Origin of the sequence: Pseudomonas sp. S3E17, from assembly GCF_024168685.1 — a bacterium.
GTDB lineage: Bacteria > Pseudomonadota > Gammaproteobacteria > Pseudomonadales > Pseudomonadaceae > Aquipseudomonas > Aquipseudomonas marginalis.
The window spans coordinates 3,032,217-3,055,400 of record NZ_JALJWE010000001.1; the positions used below are offsets into that span (position 1 = coordinate 3,032,217).

The 23,184-nt window shown below is 62.7% G+C and carries 22 protein-coding genes and 1 other RNA gene; 11 read left to right on the forward strand and 12 right to left on the reverse strand.

Annotation, left to right across the window (positions count from 1 at the left end; genetic code table 11):
* The first annotated feature begins 14 nt into the window (after nucleotides 1-14).
* The 6 genes from ccoG to hemN all read left to right on the forward strand — a co-directional run bounded on the left by ccoG (nucleotide 15) and on the right by hemN (nucleotide 6,858).
* On the forward strand, nucleotides 15-1,442 hold the full coding sequence (gene ccoG, locus J3D60_RS13370; protein WP_253491706.1) for a cytochrome c oxidase accessory protein CcoG: 1,428 nt from the start codon (nucleotides 15-17) through the stop codon (nucleotides 1,440-1,442).
* Nucleotides 1,443-1,457: 15 nt separating this feature from the next.
* Nucleotides 1,458-1,997: a FixH family protein gene (locus tag J3D60_RS13375; protein ID WP_065940648.1), complete on the forward strand. Its 540-nt coding sequence runs from the start codon at nucleotides 1,458-1,460 to the stop codon at nucleotides 1,995-1,997.
* An 8-nt stretch (nucleotides 1,998-2,005) separates the two neighbouring features.
* Entirely contained in the window at nucleotides 2,006-4,456 is a 2,451-nt protein-coding gene (locus J3D60_RS13380) for a heavy metal translocating P-type ATPase (RefSeq protein ID WP_253491707.1), read from the forward strand.
* A gap of 22 nt (nucleotides 4,457-4,478) precedes the next feature.
* On the forward strand, nucleotides 4,479-4,697 hold the full coding sequence (ccoS, locus tag J3D60_RS13385; protein WP_027603726.1) for a cbb3-type cytochrome oxidase assembly protein CcoS: 219 nt from the start codon (nucleotides 4,479-4,481) through the stop codon (nucleotides 4,695-4,697).
* The gene (locus J3D60_RS13390) at nucleotides 4,690-5,373 is read left to right on the forward strand and encodes a sulfite exporter TauE/SafE family protein (RefSeq protein WP_065940650.1); all 684 of its coding nucleotides are present in this window, start codon (nucleotides 4,690-4,692) and stop codon (nucleotides 5,371-5,373) included. The genes ccoS and J3D60_RS13390 overlap by 8 nt, the downstream gene beginning before the upstream one ends.
* A gap of 102 nt (nucleotides 5,374-5,475) precedes the next feature.
* Nucleotides 5,476-6,858 (forward strand): oxygen-independent coproporphyrinogen III oxidase, encoded by a 1,383-nt coding sequence (gene hemN / locus J3D60_RS13395; RefSeq protein ID WP_253491708.1) that lies wholly within the window; start codon nucleotides 5,476-5,478, stop codon nucleotides 6,856-6,858.
* Here hemN and J3D60_RS13400 read toward each other — a convergent pair whose 3' ends face one another.
* The gene (locus J3D60_RS13400; protein WP_253491709.1) at nucleotides 6,859-7,353 is read right to left on the reverse strand and encodes a hypothetical protein; all 495 of its coding nucleotides are present in this window, start codon (nucleotides 7,351-7,353) and stop codon (nucleotides 6,859-6,861) included.
* A gap of 155 nt (nucleotides 7,354-7,508) precedes the next feature.
* Here J3D60_RS13400 and fnr point away from each other — a divergent pair, with 155 nt between their 5' ends.
* Nucleotides 7,509-8,243, forward strand: a complete 735-nt coding sequence (fnr, locus tag J3D60_RS13405) for a fumarate/nitrate reduction transcriptional regulator Fnr (RefSeq protein ID WP_027603722.1) — start codon at nucleotides 7,509-7,511, stop codon at nucleotides 8,241-8,243.
* A 79-nt stretch (nucleotides 8,244-8,322) separates the two neighbouring features.
* Complete coding sequence (locus J3D60_RS13410) at nucleotides 8,323-8,871, forward strand: adenine phosphoribosyltransferase (protein WP_027603721.1); 549 nt, start codon at nucleotides 8,323-8,325, stop codon at nucleotides 8,869-8,871.
* Between the two features lie 78 nt (nucleotides 8,872-8,949).
* Here J3D60_RS13410 and recR read toward each other — a convergent pair whose 3' ends face one another.
* From recR to dnaX, 4 genes are all read right to left on the reverse strand, one after another.
* Entirely contained in the window at nucleotides 8,950-9,552 is a 603-nt protein-coding gene (gene recR / locus J3D60_RS13415; RefSeq protein ID WP_027603720.1) for a recombination mediator RecR, read from the reverse strand.
* A gap of 66 nt (nucleotides 9,553-9,618) precedes the next feature.
* Nucleotides 9,619-10,653: an NADP-dependent oxidoreductase gene (locus J3D60_RS13420; protein WP_065940653.1), complete on the reverse strand. Its 1,035-nt coding sequence runs from the start codon at nucleotides 10,651-10,653 to the stop codon at nucleotides 9,619-9,621.
* A gap of 133 nt (nucleotides 10,654-10,786) precedes the next feature.
* Nucleotides 10,787-11,125 carry a YbaB/EbfC family nucleoid-associated protein gene (locus J3D60_RS13425; RefSeq protein WP_003193199.1) on the reverse strand — a complete coding sequence of 113 codons (339 nt, stop codon included), beginning with the start codon at nucleotides 11,123-11,125 and terminating at the stop codon, nucleotides 10,787-10,789.
* 43 nt (nucleotides 11,126-11,168) lie between these two features.
* A complete protein-coding gene (gene dnaX, locus J3D60_RS13430; RefSeq protein ID WP_253491710.1) occupies nucleotides 11,169-13,217 on the reverse strand; it encodes a DNA polymerase III subunit gamma/tau in 2,049 nt (682 codons plus the stop codon).
* 133 nt (nucleotides 13,218-13,350) lie between these two features.
* Between dnaX and J3D60_RS13435 the strand changes: the two genes are divergently transcribed.
* Together J3D60_RS13435 and J3D60_RS13440 are read left to right on the forward strand one after the other, a co-directional pair.
* On the forward strand, nucleotides 13,351-14,112 hold the full coding sequence (locus J3D60_RS13435) for an ABC transporter substrate-binding protein (RefSeq protein ID WP_027603717.1): 762 nt from the start codon (nucleotides 13,351-13,353) through the stop codon (nucleotides 14,110-14,112).
* 54 nt (nucleotides 14,113-14,166) lie between these two features.
* On the forward strand, nucleotides 14,167-14,538 hold the full coding sequence (locus J3D60_RS13440) for a VOC family protein (RefSeq protein ID WP_253491711.1): 372 nt from the start codon (nucleotides 14,167-14,169) through the stop codon (nucleotides 14,536-14,538).
* On the opposite strand, the gene J3D60_RS13445 is transcribed toward J3D60_RS13440, so the two are convergent.
* Nucleotides 14,452-15,411 carry a DMT family transporter gene (locus J3D60_RS13445; protein ID WP_253491712.1) on the reverse strand — a complete coding sequence of 320 codons (960 nt, stop codon included), beginning with the start codon at nucleotides 15,409-15,411 and terminating at the stop codon, nucleotides 14,452-14,454. The two genes, J3D60_RS13440 and J3D60_RS13445, sit on opposite strands and share 87 nt — an antisense overlap.
* Before the next feature lie 102 nt (nucleotides 15,412-15,513).
* On the opposite strand from J3D60_RS13445, the gene J3D60_RS13450 reads away from it, so the two are divergent.
* A complete protein-coding gene (locus J3D60_RS13450; protein ID WP_065940657.1) occupies nucleotides 15,514-16,377 on the forward strand; it encodes a LysR family transcriptional regulator in 864 nt (287 codons plus the stop codon).
* A gap of 64 nt (nucleotides 16,378-16,441) precedes the next feature.
* On the opposite strand, the gene J3D60_RS13455 is transcribed toward J3D60_RS13450, so the two are convergent.
* The 6 genes from J3D60_RS13455 to zipA all read right to left on the reverse strand — a co-directional run bounded on the left by J3D60_RS13455 (nucleotide 16,442) and on the right by zipA (nucleotide 23,183).
* Nucleotides 16,442-17,032, reverse strand: a complete 591-nt coding sequence (locus tag J3D60_RS13455; RefSeq protein ID WP_253491713.1) for a hypothetical protein — start codon at nucleotides 17,030-17,032, stop codon at nucleotides 16,442-16,444.
* Between the two features lies 1 nt (nucleotide 17,033).
* Nucleotides 17,034-18,080, reverse strand: coding sequence for an N-acetylmuramidase family protein (locus J3D60_RS13460; protein WP_065940659.1), 1,047 nt, complete (start codon nucleotides 18,078-18,080; stop codon nucleotides 17,034-17,036).
* Between the two features lie 243 nt (nucleotides 18,081-18,323).
* Nucleotides 18,324-18,420, reverse strand: an RNA gene (ffs, locus tag J3D60_RS13465) — signal recognition particle sRNA small type.
* A 146-nt stretch (nucleotides 18,421-18,566) separates the two neighbouring features.
* A complete protein-coding gene (locus J3D60_RS13470) occupies nucleotides 18,567-19,733 on the reverse strand; it encodes a putative zinc-binding metallopeptidase (protein WP_253491715.1) in 1,167 nt (388 codons plus the stop codon).
* Nucleotides 19,734-19,866: 133 nt separating this feature from the next.
* A complete protein-coding gene (gene ligA / locus J3D60_RS13475; protein ID WP_065940661.1) occupies nucleotides 19,867-22,233 on the reverse strand; it encodes an NAD-dependent DNA ligase LigA in 2,367 nt (788 codons plus the stop codon).
* 86 nt (nucleotides 22,234-22,319) lie between these two features.
* Nucleotides 22,320-23,183 carry a cell division protein ZipA gene (gene zipA, locus J3D60_RS13480; protein WP_027603708.1) on the reverse strand — a complete coding sequence of 288 codons (864 nt, stop codon included), beginning with the start codon at nucleotides 23,181-23,183 and terminating at the stop codon, nucleotides 22,320-22,322.
* Between the last annotated feature and the right edge of the window lies 1 nt (nucleotide 23,184).

The following is a 23,184-nucleotide window of genomic DNA, read 5'->3' on the forward strand; positions in this document are numbered from 1 at the left end:
CGTGGGATGCAATGATGAGCAACCAGATACCGGTACATGACGTTACCCCGCCTGCCAAAAACGCCAGCAGTGCTGACACCAAGACTGTCGACCTGTACGCCTCGCGCGAAAAAATCTACACCCGCGCCTTCACCGGCCTGTTCCGCAACCTGCGGATGCTCGGCGGCGCCGGTCTGTTCCTGCTCTACTTCGGCACGGTGTGGCTGAACTGGGGCGGCCACCAGGCGGTGTGGTGGAACCTGCCGGAACGTAAGTTCTTTATTTTCGGCGCGACCTTCTGGCCCCAGGACTTCATCCTGCTGTCGGGCATCCTGATCGTCGCGGCGTTTGGCCTGTTCTTTATCACGGTGTACGCCGGCCGCGTATGGTGCGGGTATACCTGCCCGCAAAGCGTGTGGACGTGGATCTTCATGTGGTGCGAAAAGGTCACCGAAGGCGACCGCAACCAGCGCATCAAGCTGGACAAGGCGCCCATGGGGGCCAACAAGTTCCTGCGCAAATTCAGCAAGCACACGCTGTGGCTGTTGATTGGTTTTGTCACCGGCATGACCTTCGTCGGCTACTTCTCGCCGATCCGCGAGCTGGTGTTCGACTTCTTCACCGGCCAGGCCGACGGCTGGTCGTATTTCTGGGTCGGCTTCTTCACCCTCGCCACCTATGGCAACGCCGGCTGGCTGCGCGAACAGGTGTGCATCTACATGTGCCCGTACGCACGCTTCCAGAGCGTGATGTTCGACAAGGACACTCTCATCGTTTCCTACGATCCACGCCGTGGCGAAGTGCGTGGCCCGCGTAAAAAAGGCACCGACTACAAGGCCCAGGGCCTGGGGGACTGCATCGACTGTACAATGTGCGTCCAGGTATGCCCTACCGGTATCGACATCCGCGACGGCCTGCAAATCGAGTGCATCGGTTGCGCCGCCTGTATCGACGCCTGCGACACCATCATGGACAAGATGGAGTACCCGCGCGGCCTGATCAGCTACACCACCGAGCACAACCTGTCGGGGCAGAAAACCCACAAGTTGCGCCCACGCCTGATCGGTTACGCCCTGGTGTTGCTGGCGATGATCAGCCTGTTGGCCGGGGCGTTCTTCATGCGTTCGCTGGTGGGCTTCGACGTGAGCAAGGACCGCGTGCTGTACCGTGAAAACGCCGAAGGGCGTATCGAAAACGTCTACAGCCTGAAGATCATGAACAAAGACCAGCGCGATCACACCTACGTGCTCGACGCCGTCGGCCTGCCGGACCTCAAGCTGCAAGGCCGACGTGAAATCAGAGTGGCGGCGGGCGATATCGTCAGCATGCCGGTGGAGCTGTCGAGTGCGCCGGAGCAACTGCCGTCGAGTACCAACGAGGTGAAATTCATCCTCACCGATGCCGATGACGCCAGCGTCCATGTTGAAGCCAAGAGCCGATTCATCGGCCCACAAGTTCGATAACGAGAGAACTGAACAATGCCCGTAGCCACTGCCGCAAGCCCCTGGTACAAGCACCTCTGGCCCTGGATCATCATTGGGATCCTGGCCTGCTCGGTGACCTTGACCTTGTCCATGGTGACCATCGCGGTGAACAACCCGGACAACCTGGTCAACGACAACTACTACGAGGCCGGCAAAGGCATCAACCGCTCCCTGGACCGCGAACGGCTGGCCCAGACCCTGCAACTGCGCGCCAAGCTGCACCTGGATGAGCTGACCGGCGAAGTCGAGCTGCAACTCACCGGCTACAGCAACCCGAACACCCTGGAGCTGAACCTCATCTCCCCGACCCAGCCGGAGAAGGATCGCAAGATCAACCTGACCCGCAGCGACAGCGAACCGGGCCGCTACATCGGACAGGTCACCGACAAGGTCGAAGGCCGCCGCTTCGTGGAATTGCTGGGTGTGGAGGGCGACAAGACCTGGCGCCTGTTCGAGGAAGAGGAAGTCAGCCACGACAAGGACTTGCTGCTGGGTGATGAGCCGTTGCTGGGTGCTGAAGACCTGAAAAAATAGCAGCGCCCATGACCAGCCCAACCCCCTGCTACCACTGCGCCCTGCCGGTCCCGCCCGGCAGTCGGTTCACCGCCGTGATCCTCGGCGAGCGCCGCGAGCTGTGCTGCCCCGGCTGCCAGGCCGTGGCCGAAGCCATTGTGGCCGGTGGGCTGGAAAACTATTACCAGCACCGCAGCGAAGCCTCGGCCAACCCCGAGACGCTGCCGGTGCAACTGGTGGATGAACTGGCGTTGTATGACCGCGCCGACGTGCAAAAACCCTTCGTACATCATCAAGGCGAGCTCGCCGAAACCACCCTGTTGATGGAAGGCATCAGTTGCGCCGCCTGTGGCTGGTTGATCGAGAAACACCTGCGCAGCCTGCCCGCCGTGGCCGAGGCGCGGCTGAACCTGTCCAACCATCGCCTGCAGGTGCGTTGGGCCGACGGGCAATTGCCGTTGAGCCAGGTGCTCAGTGAACTGCGCCATATCGGCTATGCCGCCCACCCGTATCAAGCCGACCGTGCGGCCGAGCAACTGGCCAGCGAGAACCGCCTGGCCCTGCGCCAGTTGGGGGTCGCCGGGCTGCTGTGGTTCCAGGCGATGATGGCGACCATGGCCACCTGGCCGGAATTCAATATCGACCTGAGCCCCGAACTGCATGTGATCCTGCGCTGGGTGGCGATGTTTCTGACCACCCCCATCGTGTTCTACAGCTGTGCGCCGTTTTTCAAGGGCGCCATGCGCGACGTGCGTACGCGTCACCTGACCATGGACGTGTCGGTGTCCCTGGCCATTGGCGGGGCTTACCTGGCCGGGATCTGGACCGCGATCACCGGCGTGGGCGAGTTGTATTTCGATGCGGTGGGCATGTTTGCGCTGTTCCTGCTGGCCGGTCGCTACCTGGAGCGCCGTGCCCGAGAGCGCACGGCCGCCGCCACCGCGCAGTTGGTCAACCTGCTGCCCGCTTCATGCCTGCGCCTCAAAGGTGACGGCCAGAGCGAACGTATTCTCTTGAGCGAACTGGCACTGGGCGACCGCGTGCTGGTGCATCCGGGCGCGGTTCTGCCGGCAGATGGGGTGATCCTCGACGGCCGCTCCAGCATCGATGAATCGCTGCTCACCGGGGAATACCTGCCGCTGCCGCGCCAAACCGGTGATGCCGTCACCGCCGGCACGCTGAACGTCGAAGGCGCGTTGACCGTCGAAGTACGTGCCCTGGGCCACGAGACCCGCCTGTCCGCCATCGTGCGCCTGCTGGAGCGGGCCCAGGCCGAGAAGCCGCGCCTGGCGCAGATCGCCGACCGCGCCGCACAGTGGTTCCTGTTGTGCTCGCTGATTGCCGCGGCGGTGATCGGCCTGTTGTGGTGGGAGCTGGATTCATCGCGGGCATTCTGGATCGTGCTGGCAATGCTGGTCGCCACCTGTCCGTGCGCGTTGTCCCTGGCCACGCCGACCGCCCTCACCGCCGCCACCGGCACCCTGCACAAGCTCGGCCTATTGCTGACCCGTGGCCATGTGCTCGAAGGCCTGAACCAGATTGACACGGTGATCTTCGACAAGACCGGCACCCTCACCGAAGGCCGCCTGGCGTTGAAAGCGATCCGGCCCCTGGCCGCTCTGAACAGCGACGAATGCCTGGGCCTCGCCGCCGCCCTGGAAAACCGCTCCGAACACCCGATTGCCCGCGCCTTCGGGCGTGCGCCGCTGGCCGCCGACGAGGTGCTCAGTTCCCCGGGCCTTGGCCTGGAAGGCCGTGTCGACACACGCCAGTTGCGCATCGGCCAGCCGGGGTTTGTTTGTGCACTCAGTGGTTGCCCGATTCCCGCCGCTCCGGAGGATGACGGCCAATGGCTGCTGCTGGGCGACGGCGACGGAGCCCTGGCCTGGTTCATCCTCGACGACCGCCTGCGCAGCGATGCCCCCGCCCTGCTGGCCGCCTGCAAGGCGCGCGGCTGGCGCACGCTGCTGCTGTCGGGGGACAGTTCGCCGATGGTCGCCAGCGTCGCCGCCGAACTGGGCATCGATGAAGCCCACGGCGGCCTGCGCCCCGACGACAAGCTCCACGTGCTGCAACAGTTGCACAAGGAAGGCCGCAAGGTGCTGATGCTCGGCGATGGCGTCAACGATGTGCCGGTGCTGGCCGCCGCCGACATCAGCGTGGCCATGGGCTCGGCCACCGACCTGGCCAAGACCAGCGCCGATGCGGTGCTGCTGTCCAACCGCCTCGACGCGCTGGTGCAGGCCTTTACCCTGGCACGACGCACCCGTCGGGTGATCATTGAAAACCTGCTGTGGGCGGGGCTGTACAATGGCCTTATGCTGCCGTTTGCCGCCCTCGGTTGGATCACTCCGATCTGGGCAGCGATCGGCATGTCCCTCAGTTCGTTGACCGTGGTGCTCAACGCCCTGCGCCTGACTCGCCTGCCGAGTGCGCAGGCCACAAGCGCCCCTTTGGTAACCCGCCCGCTGCCGGCTTGAGCCGCGCGGGCATGGAGTGCAGATGCCAGCTCTATACGTGATGATTCCGGCGGCGCTGCTGTTAGTGGGCGTGGCCATCTACATCTTCTTCTGGGCGGTGGACAGCGGCCAGTACGACGACCTCGACGGCCCGGCCCACAGCGTGCTGTTCGACGACCAGGACCCCAACCACCTGGCGGCCGTCGACGAAGCCAACGGCCCCGAGCAACCGCCCGTGCCCAAAGACCCGCCCCATGCTTGAGCTGGCGCCGCTGCTGGTCTCTGCGCTGATCCTCGGCCTGCTGGGCGGCGGCCATTGCCTGGGCATGTGCGGCGGGCTGATGGGCGCGCTGACCCTGGCGATTCCCAAGGAACAACGCAGCCGCCGATTCCGCCTGCTACTGGCCTACAACCTGGGGCGCATCCTCAGCTATGCCAGCGCCGGGTTATTGATCGGCCTGGCCGGCTGGGCGCTGGCCAACAGCCCGGCGGCCCTGTTCATGCGTGTGCTCGCCGGGTTGCTGTTGATCTGCATGGGGCTGTACCTGGCCGGTTGGTGGAGCGGCCTCACCCGTATCGAAAGCCTCGGGCGCGGCCTGTGGCGCTACATACAGCCCGTCGCCAACCGTTTGCTGCCGGTGTCCAGCCTGCCCCGCGCGCTGCTGCTGGGCGCGCTGTGGGGCTGGTTGCCGTGCGGGCTGGTCTACAGCACCCTGCTGTGGGCCGCCAGCCAGGGCAATGCGCTGGACAGTGCGCTGCTGATGCTGGCTTTTGGCTTAGGCACATGGCCGGTACTGCTGGCGACCGGGTTGGCGGCCGAACGCGTGACCGCGTTATTGCGCAAGCGCAGCGTGCGTATGGCCGGTGGCCTGCTGGTGATTATTTTCGGTATCTGGACACTGCCAGGTCCGCACCAGCACTGGCTGATGGGCCATTAAAAGGCTATGTGGCATAGCGCCGCTCCCCGTTGATGCAAATCAAGATGCCCTACCAACCACACCCCTAGACTCGGCTCACTAGCCTATCCGGGGAATGCCCGCATGCTCGACGCCATTCGTTGGGACCCACATCTGATTCACCGCTACGACCTGGCGGGACCGCGCTACACGTCCTACCCCACCGCCGTACAATTCGACAGCCAGGTCGGCACCTTCGACCTGCTCCACGCCCTGCGCGAAAGCCGCAAGGCCACGCGACCGTTGTCGCTGTATGTGCATGTGCCGTTCTGCGCGAACATTTGCTACTACTGCGCGTGCAACAAGGTGATCACCAAGGACCGCGGCCGCGCCCAGGCCTACCTGCAACGCCTGGAGCAGGAGATTCAGTTGGTGGCCTGCCACCTCGACCCGAAACAGTCGGTTGAACAACTGCACTTCGGCGGCGGCACCCCGACCTTTCTCAGCCACGACGAACTGCGCCAGGTCATGGGCAGCCTGCGCCAGCACTTCAATCTGCTCGACGACGACTCCGGCGACTACAGCATCGAGATCGACCCGCGCGAAGCCGACTGGGCGACCATGGGCCTGCTGCGTGAACTGGGCTTCAACCGGGTGAGCATCGGCCTGCAAGACCTCGACCCCGACGTGCAGCGCGCGGTCAACCGCCTGCAAAGCCTGGAAGAAACCCGCGCGGTGATCGACGCCGCCCGCACCCTGCAGTTTCGCTCGATCAATATCGACCTGATCTACGGCCTGCCCAAGCAGACGCCGATCAACTTCGCGCGCACCGTGGAGGAAGTGATCAAGCTGCAGCCGGACCGCCTGTCGGTGTTCAACTACGCGCATCTGCCGGAACGCTTCATGCCCCAACGACGGATCAACAACGAGGAACTGCCGTCGCCGGAATCCAAGCTGCTGATGCTGCAGACCACCATCGAGCAACTGACCCAGGCCGGCTACCGCTATATCGGCATGGACCACTTCGCCCTGCCGGACGACGAACTCGCCATTGCCCAGGAAGAAGGCACGCTGCAGCGTAACTTCCAGGGCTACACCACCCACGGCCATTGCGACCTGATCGGCCTCGGCGTATCAGCCATCAGCCAGATCGGCGACCTGTACTGCCAGAACAGCAGTGACCTGAACGGCTATCAGAACGCCCTGGCCAGCGCCCAACTGGCCACCAGCCGTGGCTTGCTGTGCACCACGGATGATCGGTTACGTCGGGAAGTGATCCAGCAGTTGATCTGCACGTTCAGCCTGGCCTTCGAGCAGATCGAACAGGCGTTCAACATTGATTTTCGTGGGTATTTCGACGAGGTCTGGCCGCAACTTGAGGCGATGGCGCAGGACGGCCTGATCGAACTGGATGCCCAAGGCATTCGCGTGCTGCCCGCCGGACGGCTGCTGGTGCGTTCGGTCTGCATGGTGTTCGATGCGTACCTGGAGCACCAGAACCGGCAGCGGTTTTCGCGGGTGATCTAGTTACATCGACAACGACGCGGCCTTGAGGGCATCGTCGCCACTCAGGCCTTTCATGGCTTTGGCCAGGGAGGTTTGAGCGGTGACCAGGCTTGCCTGCAGCGCACTAAGCGCGCTCTGCAGGTTGCCGATCTTGATCCGGGCTTCTTCCGGGGTGAGGCGCTTGTCTGCCATCACCGCTTGCAGTTCAGCTTGTTTTTCGGCGATCTGTGCCTTGATCTTGCGGATCATCTTGAGCACCTGCTGGACGTTATCCGGCAGGCCGCTGTCCTCGATGTCGCTGTTGGATTTCTTCGCATCGCTGATGGCCAGCAAGGCGGCACCGGAAAAGGTCACCACCACACCCTCGGCCTCTTTGGTTTCCCTGAGTGGCGCGGCGGTGGCGTCGCTGAGCGCCTTGGCCGCAGCGGCCACCTTGGCTTCCGCCACCAGGTCCTTGGGCTCTGGCCGGGGTTGCAGGGTAGTGCTGACAGGGGTGTTGGCACCCAGGGAAATCATGATGTGAGCCTCCAAGCTCAGGGAGTCGTGACTTTGTATCGGCCTGGATACATAAAGCTTTATACCGTTGCTGCTTTTTTGTACACGCTGGCCTCCCCCCCCCACAGTGCGGTACCCTTACGTCTTATGTGTGTTTTCCCACAAGGATTCAAGAAATGTCCGAGCCAGTCAAACTGCGCGCTCACAGCCAGGCTCACTGCAAGGATTGCAGCCTGGCTCCCCTCTGCCTGCCACTTTCGCTGAATCTGGAAGACATGGATGCGCTGGACGAAATCGTTAAACGCGGTCGCCCGCTCAAGAAAGGCGAGTTTCTGTTTCGCCAGGGTGACAAGTTCGATTCCGTCTATGCAGTACGTTCGGGTGCGCTGAAGACCTTCAGCCTGAGCGACAGCGGCGAAGAGCAGATCACCGGTTTCCACCTGCCCAGCGAGCTGGTCGGGTTGTCGGGCATGGACACCGAGATTCACCCGGTGTCGGCCCAGGCCCTGGAAACCACCTCAGTGTGCGAAATCCCCTTCGAGCGCCTGGACGAACTGGCTCTGCAACTGCCACAACTGCGCCGTCAGTTGATGCGCGTGATGAGCCGCGAGATTCGTGACGACCAGCAGATGATGCTGCTGTTGTCGAAGAAAACCGCCGACGAGCGCATCGCCACCTTCCTGGTCAACCTGTCGGCGCGGTTCCGTGCCCGTGGTTTCTCGGCCAACCAGTTCCGCCTGAGCATGTCGCGCAACGAAATCGGCAATTACCTCGGCCTGGCGGTGGAAACCGTATCCCGTGTGTTTACCCGCTTCCAGCAGAGCGAACTGCTGGCCGCCGAAGGCAAGGAAGTGCACATCCTCGACCCGATCCAGCTGTGCGCACTCGCCGGTGGTTCCTTGGAAGGCTGATGCAGACGCTTGCGGCCGCGCCAATCGGTGAGGCCGCAGGTATACTTCGAGTCCGTTTTCCGCCCAGGACTCTTCGACGATGACTTTCGATTCGTTCGACATCAAATCCCTGATCCGCCCCGTCATCGACTTCCCCAAGCCTGGGGTGATCTTTCGTGACATCACACCGCTGTTCCAATCGCCCAAGGCCCTGCGCCTGGTGGCTGACACCTTTGCCCATCGCTATGTCGAGGCCGATTTCAGCCATATCGGCGCGATGGATGCGCGCGGCTTCCTGATCGGCTCGATCATCGCCTACCAACTGAACAAGCCGCTGATCCTGTTCCGTAAGCAGGGCAAGCTGCCGGCTGACGTGCTGTCCGAGGGCTACCAGACCGAGTACGGCGAGGCCTTCCTCGAAGTGCATGCCGACAGTCTGTGCGAAGGTGATTCGGTGCTGATGTTCGATGACCTCATCGCCACGGGCGGTACCTTGATCGCGGCGGCCAACCTGGTGCGACGCATGGGGGCGAAGATCTTTGAAGCGGCGGCGATCATTGACCTGCCGGAACTGGGCGGCTCGCAACGCCTGGAAGACATGGGCATTCCGACGTTTTGCCTGACCCGCTTTGCCCTCACCGAGCGGTAACTGCTGCGCGGACTGACGCTATCAGGGGCAAGTGGATTCGCCGCCCTGCCCCTCCCACATTTGATCCTGCGCTGATCGTCAGAGCGCGATCGGTTTACGACCGGCGAACGAATGCGCCAACGTGCCGCCGTCCACCAACTCCAACTCGCCCCCCAGCGGCACGCCATGGGCGATGCGTGAAGTGACCAGGCCTTTGTTGCTCAGCAGTTGGGCGATGTAATGCGCGGTGGCCTCACCTTCCACGGTCGGGTTGGTGGCCAGGATCACCTCGGTAAAGGTGCCCTGCTCCTCGATACGCGCCACCAGCTGCGGAATGCCGATGGCCTCCGGCCCCAGGCCATCGAGCGGCGAGAGATGGCCCTTGAGCACGAAGTAGCGCCCGCGATAACCGGTCTGCTCCACCGCGTACACATCCATCGGCCCTTCCACCACGCACAACAGCGTGTCGTCGCGGCGCGGGTCGGCGCATTGCGGGCAGAGTTCTTCTTCGGTGAGGGTCCGGCACTGGCGGCAGTGGCCCACCCCGGTCATGGCCTGGCTCAGGGCCTGGGCCAACCGGGTACCGCCGCTGCGATCCCGCTCCAGCAGTTGCAGCGCCATGCGTTGGGCGGTTTTCTGGCCGACACCCGGCAACGTGCGCAGGGCGTCGATCAGTTGGCGAATCAGGGGGCTGAAGCTCATGGGCGAGTGGTCCGACAAAACAACGAGACGCGGTTTATACCCGCGCCTCGGATTAGCGTCAAATGCTCAATCCTGCGCGACCCGTACCACCAACTTGCCGAAGTTGCGCCCTTCCAGCAAACCGATAAAGGCTTCGGGCGCCTGCTCCAGGCCCTCGACCACGTCTTCGCGGAACTTGATCTTGCCGTCGCGTACCCACGGCGCCATGGCGCTGAGGAACTCCGGCTGGCGGTCACCATAGTCGTCAAACACGATAAAGCCCTGGATCCGTACACGCTTGGTCAACAACGTGCGTTGCAGCGCCGGCAAACGGTCAGGCCCGCTGGGCGCTTCATGGGCGTTATAGCCTGCGATCAACCCGCACAGGGGGATGCGCGCCTTAGGGTTGAGCAACGGCAGCACGGCGTCGAACACCTTGCCACCGACGTTTTCGAAATAAATGTCCACGCCCTTGAAGCAGGCCTGGGCCAAGTCGTCGGCAAACGTTGCGCTCTTGTGGTCGATGCAGGCATCAAAGCCCAATTCGTCCACCACGTAGCGGCACTTGTCGGCACCGCCCGCAATCCCGACCACCCGCAGGCCCTTGAGCTTGGCCACCTGGCCGACCACCGAACCCACCGCGCCGGAGGCAGCCGCCACCACTAGGGTTTCTCCGGCTTTCGGCTGGCCGATGTCCATCAGGCCCATGTAGGCGGTCATGCCTGGCATGCCCAGCACCCCCAAGGCCATGGACGGGCTGGCCAGGCCATTGGGTACCGGAATCAGGTTGCGGCCGTCGGAAATGCTGTGGCTCTGCCAACCGGTGGCGCCGACGACCAGATCACCCACCTCGAATTTCGGATTACGCGATTGCTCGACACGGCTGACAGCCCCGCCGGTCATCACCTCGTCGATTTCCACCGGTGCGGCGTAGGACGGTGCGTCGCTCATGCGCCCGCGCATATAAGGGTCGAGGGAGAGGTAGAGCGTCTTCAGCAGGACCTGGCCGTCTGCCAACTCCGGCAAGGTCACCCGTTCCAGGCGGAAGTTTTCCGGGGTGGGGGCACCTTGGGGGCGTGAGACCAGGACAATGCGCTGGTTCAAAGTCGGTTCGTGAGGCATGAAGGGGCTCCTTGATCGAATCTATCGGTATAGGGTGCAGACCATGGGTGCCGCGCCAGGGTTCGATTGGATTGGCACAAACAAAAATGCCAGGCACGAGGCCTGGCATTGGAGTCTAGCTAAAGCCTGGCGATCAGAACGGCAGCTTCATGCCTGGTGGCAGTTGCATGCCGGCGGTCACGCCGGACATTTTGTCCTGGCTGTTGGCTTCGATCTTGCGCACGGCGTCGTTGACGGCCGCGGCGAACAACGCCTCGAGCATTTCCAGGTCATCTTCGCCCACGCCTGGCAATACGCTTGGGTCGATGCTCACGCGCTTGATGTCGTGACGACCGGTCATCACCACGCTGACCATATCGCCACCGGCTTTACCGGTGACTTCGGCGTTGGCCAGCTCTTCCTGCATCTTGGCCATCTTTTCCTGCATCTGCTGCGCCTGCTTCATCAGGCCGGCCATGCCACCTTTCATCATGGGAATCACCTCAAAAGTACGTGGATCAATGAATAGCCCGGTGTCAGGACGCCTGGGGCACCGGGGCTTCGACAGGTTCAATTGTATCTTGGCGAACGACCGCACCGAACTGCTGCATCATTTGCTGGATGAGCGGATCGCCGTGGATCGAGTCCTCAGCCTCGCGCTGGCGGTTGATACGCCGGCGGGTCGCGGCCTGGGCCGGGGTTTCCTGCTCGGGCTTGATCAACTCGATGGCGATGGTCAGCGTGCGCCCATGGTACTGGTTCAAGGCATCGTTGAGGCGCCGCTGCTGGGTCGCGTTGAACAGCGCGCTGTGGGCCGGGTCCAGGTGCAACAGCCAGTGGTCGCCATCGATGGCGATCAGGGTGCAGTTGGCGGCGATGCTGCCGGTCATGCCGGAAATCGGCAGTTTCGGGAACAGCTCCAGCCATTGCAGGGCCAGGCCGGTGGCCGGTGCCGCAGCTGGCTCCGCCTCGGGTTCCGGGGCCGGCTCGGCGGTGTGCTCGCTGGCCAGGTCGTCCAGGTAGCTGTAGGCCGAATCCATGTCCGGCTCGATGTAGTCTTCGTCCAGCGGCGGTTCGTCGTCGAGGTCGATGCCCGGGGTTGCGGCTTCGACCTGGGCCACGGTCGGCTCGGGAACCGGGGCCGACACCCACTCGGGGGCAGCCGGTACCACGCTGTCCGGCGTCGGCGCAGGCATCGGCGTCAGCTCGGGCTGCTCACCGACGGTTTCCAGGACGGGCTCGACATAGGGCTGCTGTTCGACCTCGACCTCAGCGTCTACCGGGTCATTCCAGGGCAGGTCGACCACAGGCTCGGGCTCGACAACCGGTTCAGGCTCAACCACCGCTGCCGCCACTACCGCTGCCGGCTCAGGCGCCGGTGCAACAGGGGCAGCAACCACTGGCGCGACCACCGCCGCGCCAGCCACTGGTTTGGCGGAATCAACTGTGGCCTGGCTGATCCCCACTGGCTTTAGCGGCTGTCTCGGTGCGTCCGCCGAATCGGCAGGTCGGAAGGCCAGCATCCGCAGCAGGACCATCTCGAAGCCTCCGCGCGGGTCGGGCGCCAAAGGCAGGTCGCGACGACCGATCAGGCCCATCTGGTAGTAGAACTGCACGTCTTCGGCCGGCAACGCCTGGGCCAGGGCCAACACGCGGTCGCGGTCGCCATGGCCGTTGTCGACACCTTCCGGCAACGCCTGGGCGATGGCGACGCGGTGCAGCACATTGAGGATTTCCGAGAGCACGCCATTCCAGTCCGGGCCTTGCTCCGAGAGGTGGCGCACGGCTTCGAGCAACGCCTTGGCATCGCCCTCGATCAGCGCGTGCAACACGTCGAACACCTGGCCGTGGTCCAGGGTGCCGAGCATGGCGCGCACATCGGCGGCCATGACCTTGCCTTCACCAAAGGCAATGGCCTGGTCGGTGAGGCTCATGGCATCGCGCATCGAGCCATCGGCGGCGCGGCCCAGCAGCCACAGTGCGTCGTCTTCGAACGGTACGTTCTCGACGCCCAGCACGTGGGTCAAATGCTCCACCACGCGCTCGGGGGTCATGTTTTTCAGGGAGAACTGCAGGCACCGCGACAGGATCGTTGCAGGCAGTTTCTGCGGGTCGGTGGTGGCCAGGATGAATTTGACGTAGGGCGGCGGCTCTTCCAGGGTTTTCAACAAGGCGTTGAAGGAATGGCTGGAGAGCATGTGCACTTCGTCGATCAGGTAGACCTTGAAGCGGCCACGGCTGGGCGCGTACTGCACATTGTCGAGCAGCTCGCGGGTGTCTTCGACCTTGGTGCGGCTCGCGGCGTCGATCTCGATCAGGTCGACGAAACGCCCTTCGTCGATCTCGCGGCACACCGAGCAGGTGCCGCAGGGCGTCGAGGTGATACCGGTTTCACAGTTCAGGCATTTGGCGATGATGCGCGCAATGGTGGTCTTGCCCACTCCCCGGGTACCGGTGAACAGGTAGGCGTGGTGCAGCCGCTGGCTGTCCAAGGCATTGATCAGAGCCTTGAGCACATGGGTCTGGCCGACCATTTCGCGGAACGAGCGCGGACGCCATTTACGTGCAAGAACCTGATAACTCATCGAAAACCGTCGCAACTGGGAAGCGGAAGCGGGTAATGCTAGCGGAGCAAGGGGGAAATTGCATCCGGCACGCTCGCCTAATCTGACTAAGCTCTGCTGACTGGCCCCGAAAAGGCCTGAACCCGGAGAGTGTATGCGCGTAGTCCTGGGCGCTTTATGGATGATGACCACGGCTTGCCTGGCGGCGCCTGCACCGCTGCGTTTCTCGGTTTCCGACAGTTGGGCGATGCCTATGGTGCAGGTGGAGAACGGCCGGCCTACACAGGGGATTTTGTATGATTTGATGTTGAGCCTGGCCACCCAGGTTGGCCAGCCGGCGGAATTCCACGTGCTGGCCCGCGCCCGTATCGCCACAGCCATGGGCCACGGGGATATTGATGTGCGCTGTTATGTCACCCAGGCGTGGGTCGACAACCTGTCCGGCGACTACATCTGGAGCTTGCCTTTAATGGTGCAGCGCAATGTGCTGGTCAGTGTGCGCAACCAGCCGGTGCAGGTGCTCAAGCTGACACCCCAGCCGATCGGCACGGTGCTCAACTATCGCTATGGCGCCCTCGATCCACTGTTTGCCAACGGCCAACTCACCCGCGACGATGCACGCAGCGAAGAACAGGTGCTGCACAAGCTGGTGGCGGGGCGATTCAACTACGCGGTGAGTAACGAATGGATCGTCGACCGTTTTAACCAGAAAATGCCAATCAGCCAGCGCTTGCACAAAGTTGCGCTGATTGAGGAGCAAAACCTCGGCTGCATCGTGCGCAACGATCCCGACGTGCCGGCCCAAAAGATCCTGCGCACTTTGCTGCGGATGAAAATGTCTGGCGAAATCGACGACATCATCAAGCTATACACTGGCGAAGACCCGGTCCCCCTGCACGCTCCTGACAAAAACTGACAGGCACTCCTTATAGACTCGGCGCCACACCACGCCCGTTCTCAAGGAGCCCACATGAACACCCTCGCCCATTACTTCCTGCTGTACGTCGACAGCCCGGCCACCAGTGCCAATTTCTACAGCCGCCTGCTGGGCAAGCCGCCGGTCGAATTGAACCCGACCTTTGCCCTGCTCATTCTGGACAACGGGGTAAAGCTCGGGCTGTGGTCGCGTCATACCGTCGAGCCGGCAGCCCGGTTCACAGGCGGTGGCGGTGAAGTGGGCTTCTCGCTGCCCGACACCGCCGCCGTGGACGCGTTGCACGACCAATGGGTAGAACGGGGCGCCATCATCCTCCAGTCACCGACGCCCATGGACTTCGGCTACACCTTCGTCGCCCAGGACCTCGACGGCCACCGCTTGCGCGTCTTCTGCCTGAACGACTGATCGCCAGCGCACCTCCAGGCTGATGGCCGCCACGCTGGCCAGCACGATCACAGCGCCCAGCATTACCTGCACGGCAATGTGTTCGCCCAGCAACGTCGCGGCCATCACCATTGCCACCGGCGGGATCAGGTACATCGCCACCGACGCGCGACTGACCTCCACATGCTTCAACACATACCCCCAGGCCAGATACGCCAAGGCGCTGGGGAAAATGCCGAGCACCAGCACCGCCACGTTCTCCGCCAACGGCGCCTGCACCACTGCAGCCGGCAGGCCCGGCAGGTTCACACACAGCATCAGAGTGCCCGCCCACACCATGTAGCACGCCATGGTCAGTGGACTGTAGCGGTGGGCATAGTGTTTCTGCAGGGCGAAGTACACGCTCCACGACACCGCCGCCAGCAGGATCAACAAGCCACGCGGGTCGATCTCACCCAGCCCCTGATCCCCCCAGATCACCACCAGCACGCCGAGCAGCCCCAGCAAGACGCAGCCCCAGCGCCAGGCACTGACTCGCTCCTTCAGGCAGAAAAACGCGATCAGCACACTGAACAACGGCGCCGACTGCGCCAGGACGCTGGACGCCGCTGCCGTTACCCACTGCTGTCCGTAATTGATCGCAGTGTGATGCAGGAACACGCCGAAGAACCCCAGCACCAGCAACCACGGAACATCCCGCAGGCGCGGCCGGCCGATGCCCATCACCAGGGCCACACCGCCCATGAACAGCGAGGCAATCAAAAACCTTAATAACGCCAATTGGCCGGGACTGTAGCTGTGCAGCCCCATGTGCACGCCAATCGGCGAATAGGCCCAACACAGGATGACGCTGGCGATGACTAGCGTAAGCTTTACGGGTGAAGGGGTATTCATCGACGGCGTCCAGAAACCGGGAAGGAGTGCCGTCAGTCTTGGCCCGGGCAAGGCGCAGGACAATTAACCGTTTCTGACTTCTGCAATCACTGGAACTGAGCAATGGAACTGGCCCAACTGAAAATGGTGCGAGCCGTGGCACAAACCGGCAGCGTGGCCCAGGCGGCCGTGCTGCTGCATTGCGTACCGTCCAACATCACCACGCGCATCAAGCAACTGGAAGGCGAGCTGGGCACACCGCTATTCATCCGCGCCGGACGTGGACTGGCCATCAGTGCCGCCGGTGAGATTTTCCTGGATTACTGCGAGCGCATCCTGGCACTGGTGGATGAGTCCAAACGCGCCGTGGACGCCAATGCCATTCCCCGTGGCACCTTGCGTATCGGCGCGGTGGAGTCCAGCGCCAGCGGGCGTTTGCCGCCCCTGCTGGCGGAGTATCACCGGCGCTACCCCGATGTCAGCCTGGAACTGGTGACCGGCGCCTGGGGCCCGTTGCTCGACGACCTGCAACACCACCGCCTGGATGTGGCGCTGGTGGCCGCCGGCAACAAACGCACCAAGCTCGAACACAGCGTGGTCTACAGCGAGCGCCTGGTGCTGATCGCCAGTGCGTCCAGCGCCCCCATCAGTGGCGCAGAGGACCTCGCCGGCCGCACCCTGCTGGTATGGCCACCCGGTTGCCCCTATCGCGCAGCCCTGGAAAACTGGGTCAAGCCCCATGACTTCAAGCCGGCCATCGCCAGTTATGCCAGTTGGGGCACGATCATCGGCTGCGTCAGCGCGGGGATTGGCGTGGCGTTGGCGCCGGAGGGGATCCTGGCCCGCTATGAGCAGGCCAACCAGCTGGCCTCTTATCGATTTGAAGAGCTGGCGGCCGTGGATAACCTGCTGTTCTGGCACAAGGACACCCAGCGGCATCTGGCCAGGGACGCATTTGCCGAGCTGTTGCGGGAGACTTTTGGCTGACACAAGTCAAAAAGGTGGAACGGACTTGCACCCTCCCACCTTTCGATTTCAAGCGTCTGCGCAATCAGCTTTCCGGAGCGGTCAACCGTGTGTACTGATCCTGGCTGATCCAGCCACTGAACGAGCGGTCGTCGGCATTGATGAACTCGACCTGGGCCCAGCCGTCCTTGAAGGCCAGCACACCGACCACATCGCGTTTGACGATATACGGACGCTTGGCGGCCTTGGCGCCTGGGGCCTTGAGCAGGTAAGCCTTGTCGGCAGACACCGTCACCAGGCCGATCCATTGTTTGCTGGCGGTCTGGGTCAGGTCCAGGCCGGTGGCAATCTCCGGCATCAGCACATTCAGGCAGCCGGGGTGCTGGCGGCCCTCTTCCACCGTCAGGGTCACGCCATCGGACGAAGGCGCCAGGCTGCCGGGATGAGCCTCGTCAAGCCACGTGGTGAGCGCCTCAGGCTTGCCTTGCAGGTAAAACGCGCAACGGCGGGTGACGCCCTCGCCCATGGCTTCCGAATAGAACCCTTCGACCTGATGCTCCGGCGTCACCGCCAGCATCAGCCCTTCGTACTTGCCCGAATGCAACGCGGCCGAACCGGCCAAGGCAGGGCCCACGGCGCACAACGACAACACACCTATCGCTAGAAAACGGATCATCCTATTTTTTCCCTTCAAGTTTTTCGTAGGCTTTTTGCATAAGGACGTCGTAGTTGCCGTAGTCCTCGCCGTTATAGTTACGTGCCATGCCGGTAAAATCCTTGGCTTTCATGGCCTTCATCAATGCCGGGCTCTTGCTGCAAAAACCGAGGAAGGCTTTTAGTTGGTTGCCGGCATTTACCTTTAATGCTGCGGCGAACTCAAACACCGTCTTGTAACCGCACGACGCGTAGTTGAAGCCCATGATCTGGAACATGCCCCACGACGCCGACATGAGTGCCGCTTCCTGGTCCAGGGCAAACGCGGTGGCCATGGTTTCCCAAGCCTTGATCTGGTCCTTGTTATTGGCCTGCCACTGCGGCCCGGCCTTTTTCTTGTAGGGGTAGGACAGCAGCGGGTGCGCCTGGTCGTAGATGTGCTTGGTGTACTTGCGAAACAAGTGCCCTTCAAACGCGATCACCGGCAACTTGGCCGGCCCGAACCCGGAACGCCCACCTGATTCCACGGTGGCGAAGGCCTTGATGATATTCACCGAAATACCGCTGCCCAATTGCGTGGCAGCATTCTGGAAGTCCGTTTCGCTGAGGGTCATGCCCCCGTCGCACGTGGCCTGGAGCATCAATTGCCGGTTACGCCGCTCGGCCTCGATCATCGCGCGCATGCGGTCCAGGTACACATTGACCGTGGCCTGCACGGCATCGCCCTGGTTGTTGCCGAATGCATTGAGAAAACTCGGGATGCGCATCGTCGGGAAGGCCTTCACCGGCACCTTCACCGCTTCTTCGATCAGGCTGTTGAACGTGCGACCGGTGGGATCGACCACGCCATCGGGATGGGCATACTTGAGGTGGCGAAACTGGTATTGGCTGATGCACTGCACCAACTGGCCATCGCACTTGCCGTTTTCGGCCAGCGGAAAACCCATCTTGGGAATGATCAGATTGAATAAATACTGGATGCACTGCACATCGGCGGGCAAGTTGCGGGCTTTACCTGGCGCACCTACCGAGGCACTGATAAGACGGGGTAACCCTTGCAGGCTTTTCATCACAGACATCCTTGTTAGTTAAAGAAGTGATGGCACTTCAATATCAATTCGACGCCCTCGTCATACTCTGTAACAAGTGGCCGGCGGAAACTAACAAGGCGGTTTGGGGTTGTCCAGAGGGGTGTTGGAAAGTTGTGAAACAACCATCATCGACCGCGCAATAAAACATCGGCAGTTGACTGAAAACAGGTGATTTGGATTTGAATCGAAGGGGGACTGCAAGGAGGAGCGTTATGGAGGCAACCCCACCAGCCACACCCCGGCACACAATGTTCCCGCTGTGGCTGCTGCCTTCCGGCTCTGACCAGGTTCACGGGTAATCGTTGCGGGGGGACCGATGGGGTCACCATAACGACGCTGGCCTCTCGGCAAGCGGGGCCATTGTACCGATCTCATCGGAAGTTACAACCGTTGGCGACGGATTAAAAATATGAAGGGGTTCAAGCACTTGCCATGGCCGTCAGCATCCCCTCCCACAGGGGTTCATCATTGTGCCTGCAACACCTCGTCCGCCCGGCCACCCTCTTCCTGGATCACCAGGTGGATGAAGTGCAGCTTGGCAATCACCGCCGGTGGCAGCACGAATGGGTAGAAGTCCGGCTGGCCCATGGCGCGGGACAGTTCATTGAGCATGCCCGCCAGTTCGATCCAGGCGTTGACGAAGGACAGGAACGCCACGCCGCCCGGATGTTCGGGGTCGTAGAGGGTGGTGAGGGGGAATGGCTGGTAATCCAGGTCCATCTCACGGGCGCTCATGCCAAAGCCCAGGGCGGTGTCGACGGCGTCCATCATGTGCAGGTAGTGGGCCCAGGTTTCGGCCCAGTCTTCCCAGGGGTGCATGGTGGCGTAGGCACTGACGCAGGTCTGCTGCCAGTCGGGGCGTGGGCCGTTCTGGTAGTGCTGATCGAGCGCGTCGGCGTAACTGGCGCGTTCGTCGCCGAACAGGCTGCGAAAAGGCTCCAGCCAGTGGCTGTTGGCGATCAGGCGATCCCAGTAATAGTGACCGACCTCATGGCGAAAGTGGCCCAGCAAGGTGCGGTAGGGTTCGCGCATCTGCACGCGGATTTTTTCGCGGTGGGCGTCGTCGGCTTCCTTGATGTCTAGGGTGATCAGGCCGTTGGCATGCCCGGTCATGGGCGCGTTGCCTTCCAGGTCGATGCCGACGAAGTCGAACGCCAGGCCGCCGTCCTCGTCGACGCTCTTAGGCACCACTTGCAGGCCCAGGCTGATCAACTGCGCCACCAGCCGACGCTTGGCGGTCTCCACCTTGCGCCAGCGCTCAGGGTTCTCCGGGATCGACAGGTCGGGGATGGTGCGGTTGAGGCTGCACGCCACGCACAGCGGTGCGGTGCTGTGGGCGGGGATCAGCCAGTTGCAGGCCGCCGCGGTGTCGAGGTTGGCGCAGCGGCGGAAGGCGCCGGCGTCGAGGTTGTCGTCCTGTAGCCAGGTGCCTTCCACGGGCCCAGGCTGCAAGGAGGACAAGCGGCTTTGCTGCGGCTGATAACCCAGCAGGGCCTGACAGGCCAGGCATTGGCTGTTGCGAAAGAACAGCGCTTGCCCGCACCGACACTGCCACACCTTGCTGTTACGCGAGGTTTCGGCCATGAACGGTGCAGCGATGCGCGAACTGAGTTGCTCGAAGTAGCGGAACATGGCGATCTCTCCCTGGGTGACTGAGACTAGATCATTTGGGACTCAGGATCGTTCCACTTTCTTCAAGGGCGGCTTCGCAGCCCGGCGCGGGCGGTGCGACGAATCGACAAGCCCGCTCACCACCGGCGCCGCGTCAGACCGAAATGTTGTGCTTGGCAAGGAACGCGACAAAGGCCTCTTCGTCCAGCACCTTCAACCCCAGTTCGCTGGCCTTGGCCAACTTGGAGCCGGCACCCGGCCCGGCCACGACGCAATGGGTCTTGGCCGACACGGAACCGGCCACCTTGGCGCCGAGGCTTTCGAGCTTATCCTTGGCCACGTCGCGACTCATCAGCTCCAGGGAGCCGGTAAGCACCCAGGTATGCCCTGCCTCGGGCAGGCCTTCGACCACCTTCTTCTCGCTCTGCCAGTGCATCCCGAAGTCCTTGAGCTGCTGCTCGATGGCCAGGGCATGGCTGGCGTTGTCCGGGTTATCAAAGAAGTCGCGCACAGCCTTGGCCTGCTTCTCCGGCAGCGCCTGGCGCATGTCGAGCCAGTCCGCCTTGATCACGCCTTCCAGGCTGCCGAACTTGTCCGCAAGTTTCTGCGCGGCGCCGGGGCCGACGGAGGGTACGTGCAGCTTGTCGAGGAAACCGCCCAAGGTGGTACTGGCGGCGAACTCGGCGCTCAGCTCGCCCTGATCCTGCAATTGCAGGCCGCATTCATCAGGCGACAGCAACGCGCCGATCACTTCCTGGTTGTGGCTGTCTTCGAAGAAGCTGTGGATCTCATGGGCCACTTCCAGGCCCACATCCGGCAGGTACGTCAACACTTCCGGCAAGGCCTTCTGCACACGCTCAAGGGACGCCAGGGAGCGCGCCAGCACCTTGGCCGTCTCTTCGCCCACATCGGGAATGCCCAGGGCATAGATAAAGCGCGCCAGGGTCGGCGTCTTGCTGTTTTCGATGGCGGTGATCAGCTTCTTGCTGGAAATATCGGCAAAGCCTTCCAGGTCGATGATCTGCTCGTACTTGAGTTTGTAGAGGTCGGCCGGCGAACCGATGAGTTTTTCATCCACCAGTTGCTCGATGGTTTTGTCACCGAGCCCGTCGATGTCCATGGCCCGGCGCGAGACGAAATGGATAATCGCCTGCTTGAGCTGCGCACCACAGGCCAGGCGCCCGACGCAGCGGTACACCGCGCCTTCGCTGACGGTTTCCTTGCCCTTGCTGCGCTTGACCAGCTGGGTGCGCTCCACATGGGAGCCGCACACCGGGCAGCTTTCGGGGATCTGCACCGCGCGGGCGTGTTCCGGGCGGCGCTCGGTGACCACGGAGACGACCTGCGGGATCACATCCCCGGCACGGCGGATGATCACGGTATCGCCGATCATCAAGCCCAGGCGCGCGACTTCATCCATGTTGTGCAGGGTGGCGTTGGACACGGTGACGCCCGCGACCTTGACCGGTTTCAAGCGCGCCACTGGGGTTACGGCGCCGGTGCGGCCGACCTGGAACTCCACGTCGAGCAACTCGGTGAGTTCTTCCATGGCCGGGAACTTGTGCGCGATGGCCCAGCGCGGCTCACGGGCGCGAAAGCCCAGCTCACGCTGGGAGGCGATGCTGTTGACCTTGAACACCACACCGTCGATTTCATAGGGCAGGCTGTTACGTCGCTCGCCGATATCGCGGTAATAGTCCAAGCACTCCTGGATGCCCTTGGCCAGTTTCAGCTCATGACTGATAGGCATGCCCCACTTCTGCAGTTGCTTCAAGTTACCGATATGGGTGTCGCTGATATCCCCGGTCACCTGGCCGATGCCGTAGCAGCAGAACTCCAGCGGACGGCTGGCGGTGATCTTCGAATCCAGCTGACGCAAGCTGCCCGCCGCCGCATTACGCGGGTTGGCGAAGGTCTTGCCGCCGACTTCCAGTTGCGAGGCGTTGAGCCGCTCGAAACCGGCCTTGGACATGAACACTTCGCCGCGCACTTCCAGGGTCGCCGGCCAGCCGCTGCCGTGCAGTTTCAACGGGATATTGCGCACGGTGCGCACGTTGACGCTGATGTCTTCGCCCGTGGTGCCGTCGCCGCGGGTGGCGCCGCGTACCAATTCGCCATCCTGGTAAAGCAGGCTGACCGCCAGGCCATCCAGCTTCGGCTCACAGCTGTATTCCACCGCCGCGCCACCGCCGAACAGATCGCCCACGGGCAGGTCGAGCCCCTCGGTGACCCGGCGATCAAATTCCAGCATGGTGGTTTCATCAAACGCATTGCCCAGGCTGAGCATGGGGATCTCGTGACGTACCTGGGTGAAGGCTGACAATGCCGCACTGCCGACCCGCTGCGTCGGTGAATCACGCGTCACCAGCTCCGGATGCTCGGCCTCCAGGGCCTTGAGCTCGTGGAACAAGCGGTCGTACTCGGCGTCCGGAATGCTCGGCTCATCGAGCACGTGGTAACGGTAGTTGTGCTGATCCAGTTCAGCGCGCAGTTCGAGGATGCGGGTATGGGCGGCGGTCATGGGTGTTCTCTCATAAAGCAAAAGAGCAGCCGAAGCTGCTCAAATGTTGGTGCGCTTATTCTAATGACAACGCTGGAAACCAATCCTCAGCGTTTCTGTGTCAGGGCGCGACGCTCGAACTCGACGATGCGCTGACGGTAGTGTTCGATGGTCTGGGCGGTCAGGACGCTGCGTTGGTCATCCTTGAGCTCGCCGTTGAGTTCCTGGGACAGCTTGCGGGCAGCGGCCACCATCACGTCGAAGGCTTGTTTCGGGTGACGCGGGCCCGGCAGGCCGAGGAAGAAGCTCACCGCAGGGGTGCTGAACAGGTCGATGTCGTCCAGGTCGAAAGTGCCTGGCTTGACCGCGTTGGCCATGGAGAACAGCACTTCGCCGTTGCCGGCCATGCTTTCGTGGCGGTGGAAAATATCCATCTCGCCAAAGCGCAGGCCGCTTTCGAGGATGTTCTGCAGCAGGGCCGGGCCCTTGAAGCCGGCGGCGTCGCGGCAGATCACGCTGATCACCAGCACTTCTTCGGCGGCAGGCTGATCGTTGACGGATTGACGCGGCGCATTCTTGCCGGCGTTTTCATCCGGGAAATCGTCATCACGGCTGCTGAAGCTCGGGCCTTCATCGACATCGAGGTTCAGGTCACCCTGATGGGGTTCGGCAACAGCTGCACTGGCGCGCTTGCCACGCTTGGACGAGGGCTCGCGGGCTTCACGCACCGGTGCACTCATCGACGGCAGGTCATGCTCGTCCAGTTGCGGTTCCTTATGGGTATCCAGCACACGGGGCGGCCCCAGCAGCTCGGCGCTGCCGTCGTCGTCGGGCAAGTTGGACAGGTTGCGGTCCAGACGGAATTTGAGCTTGCCCTTGCCACCGCGCATGCGGCGCCAGCCATCAAAAAGAATACCGGCAATGACAATAATGCCGATGACGATCAGCCACTCGCGCAGACCGATTTCCATG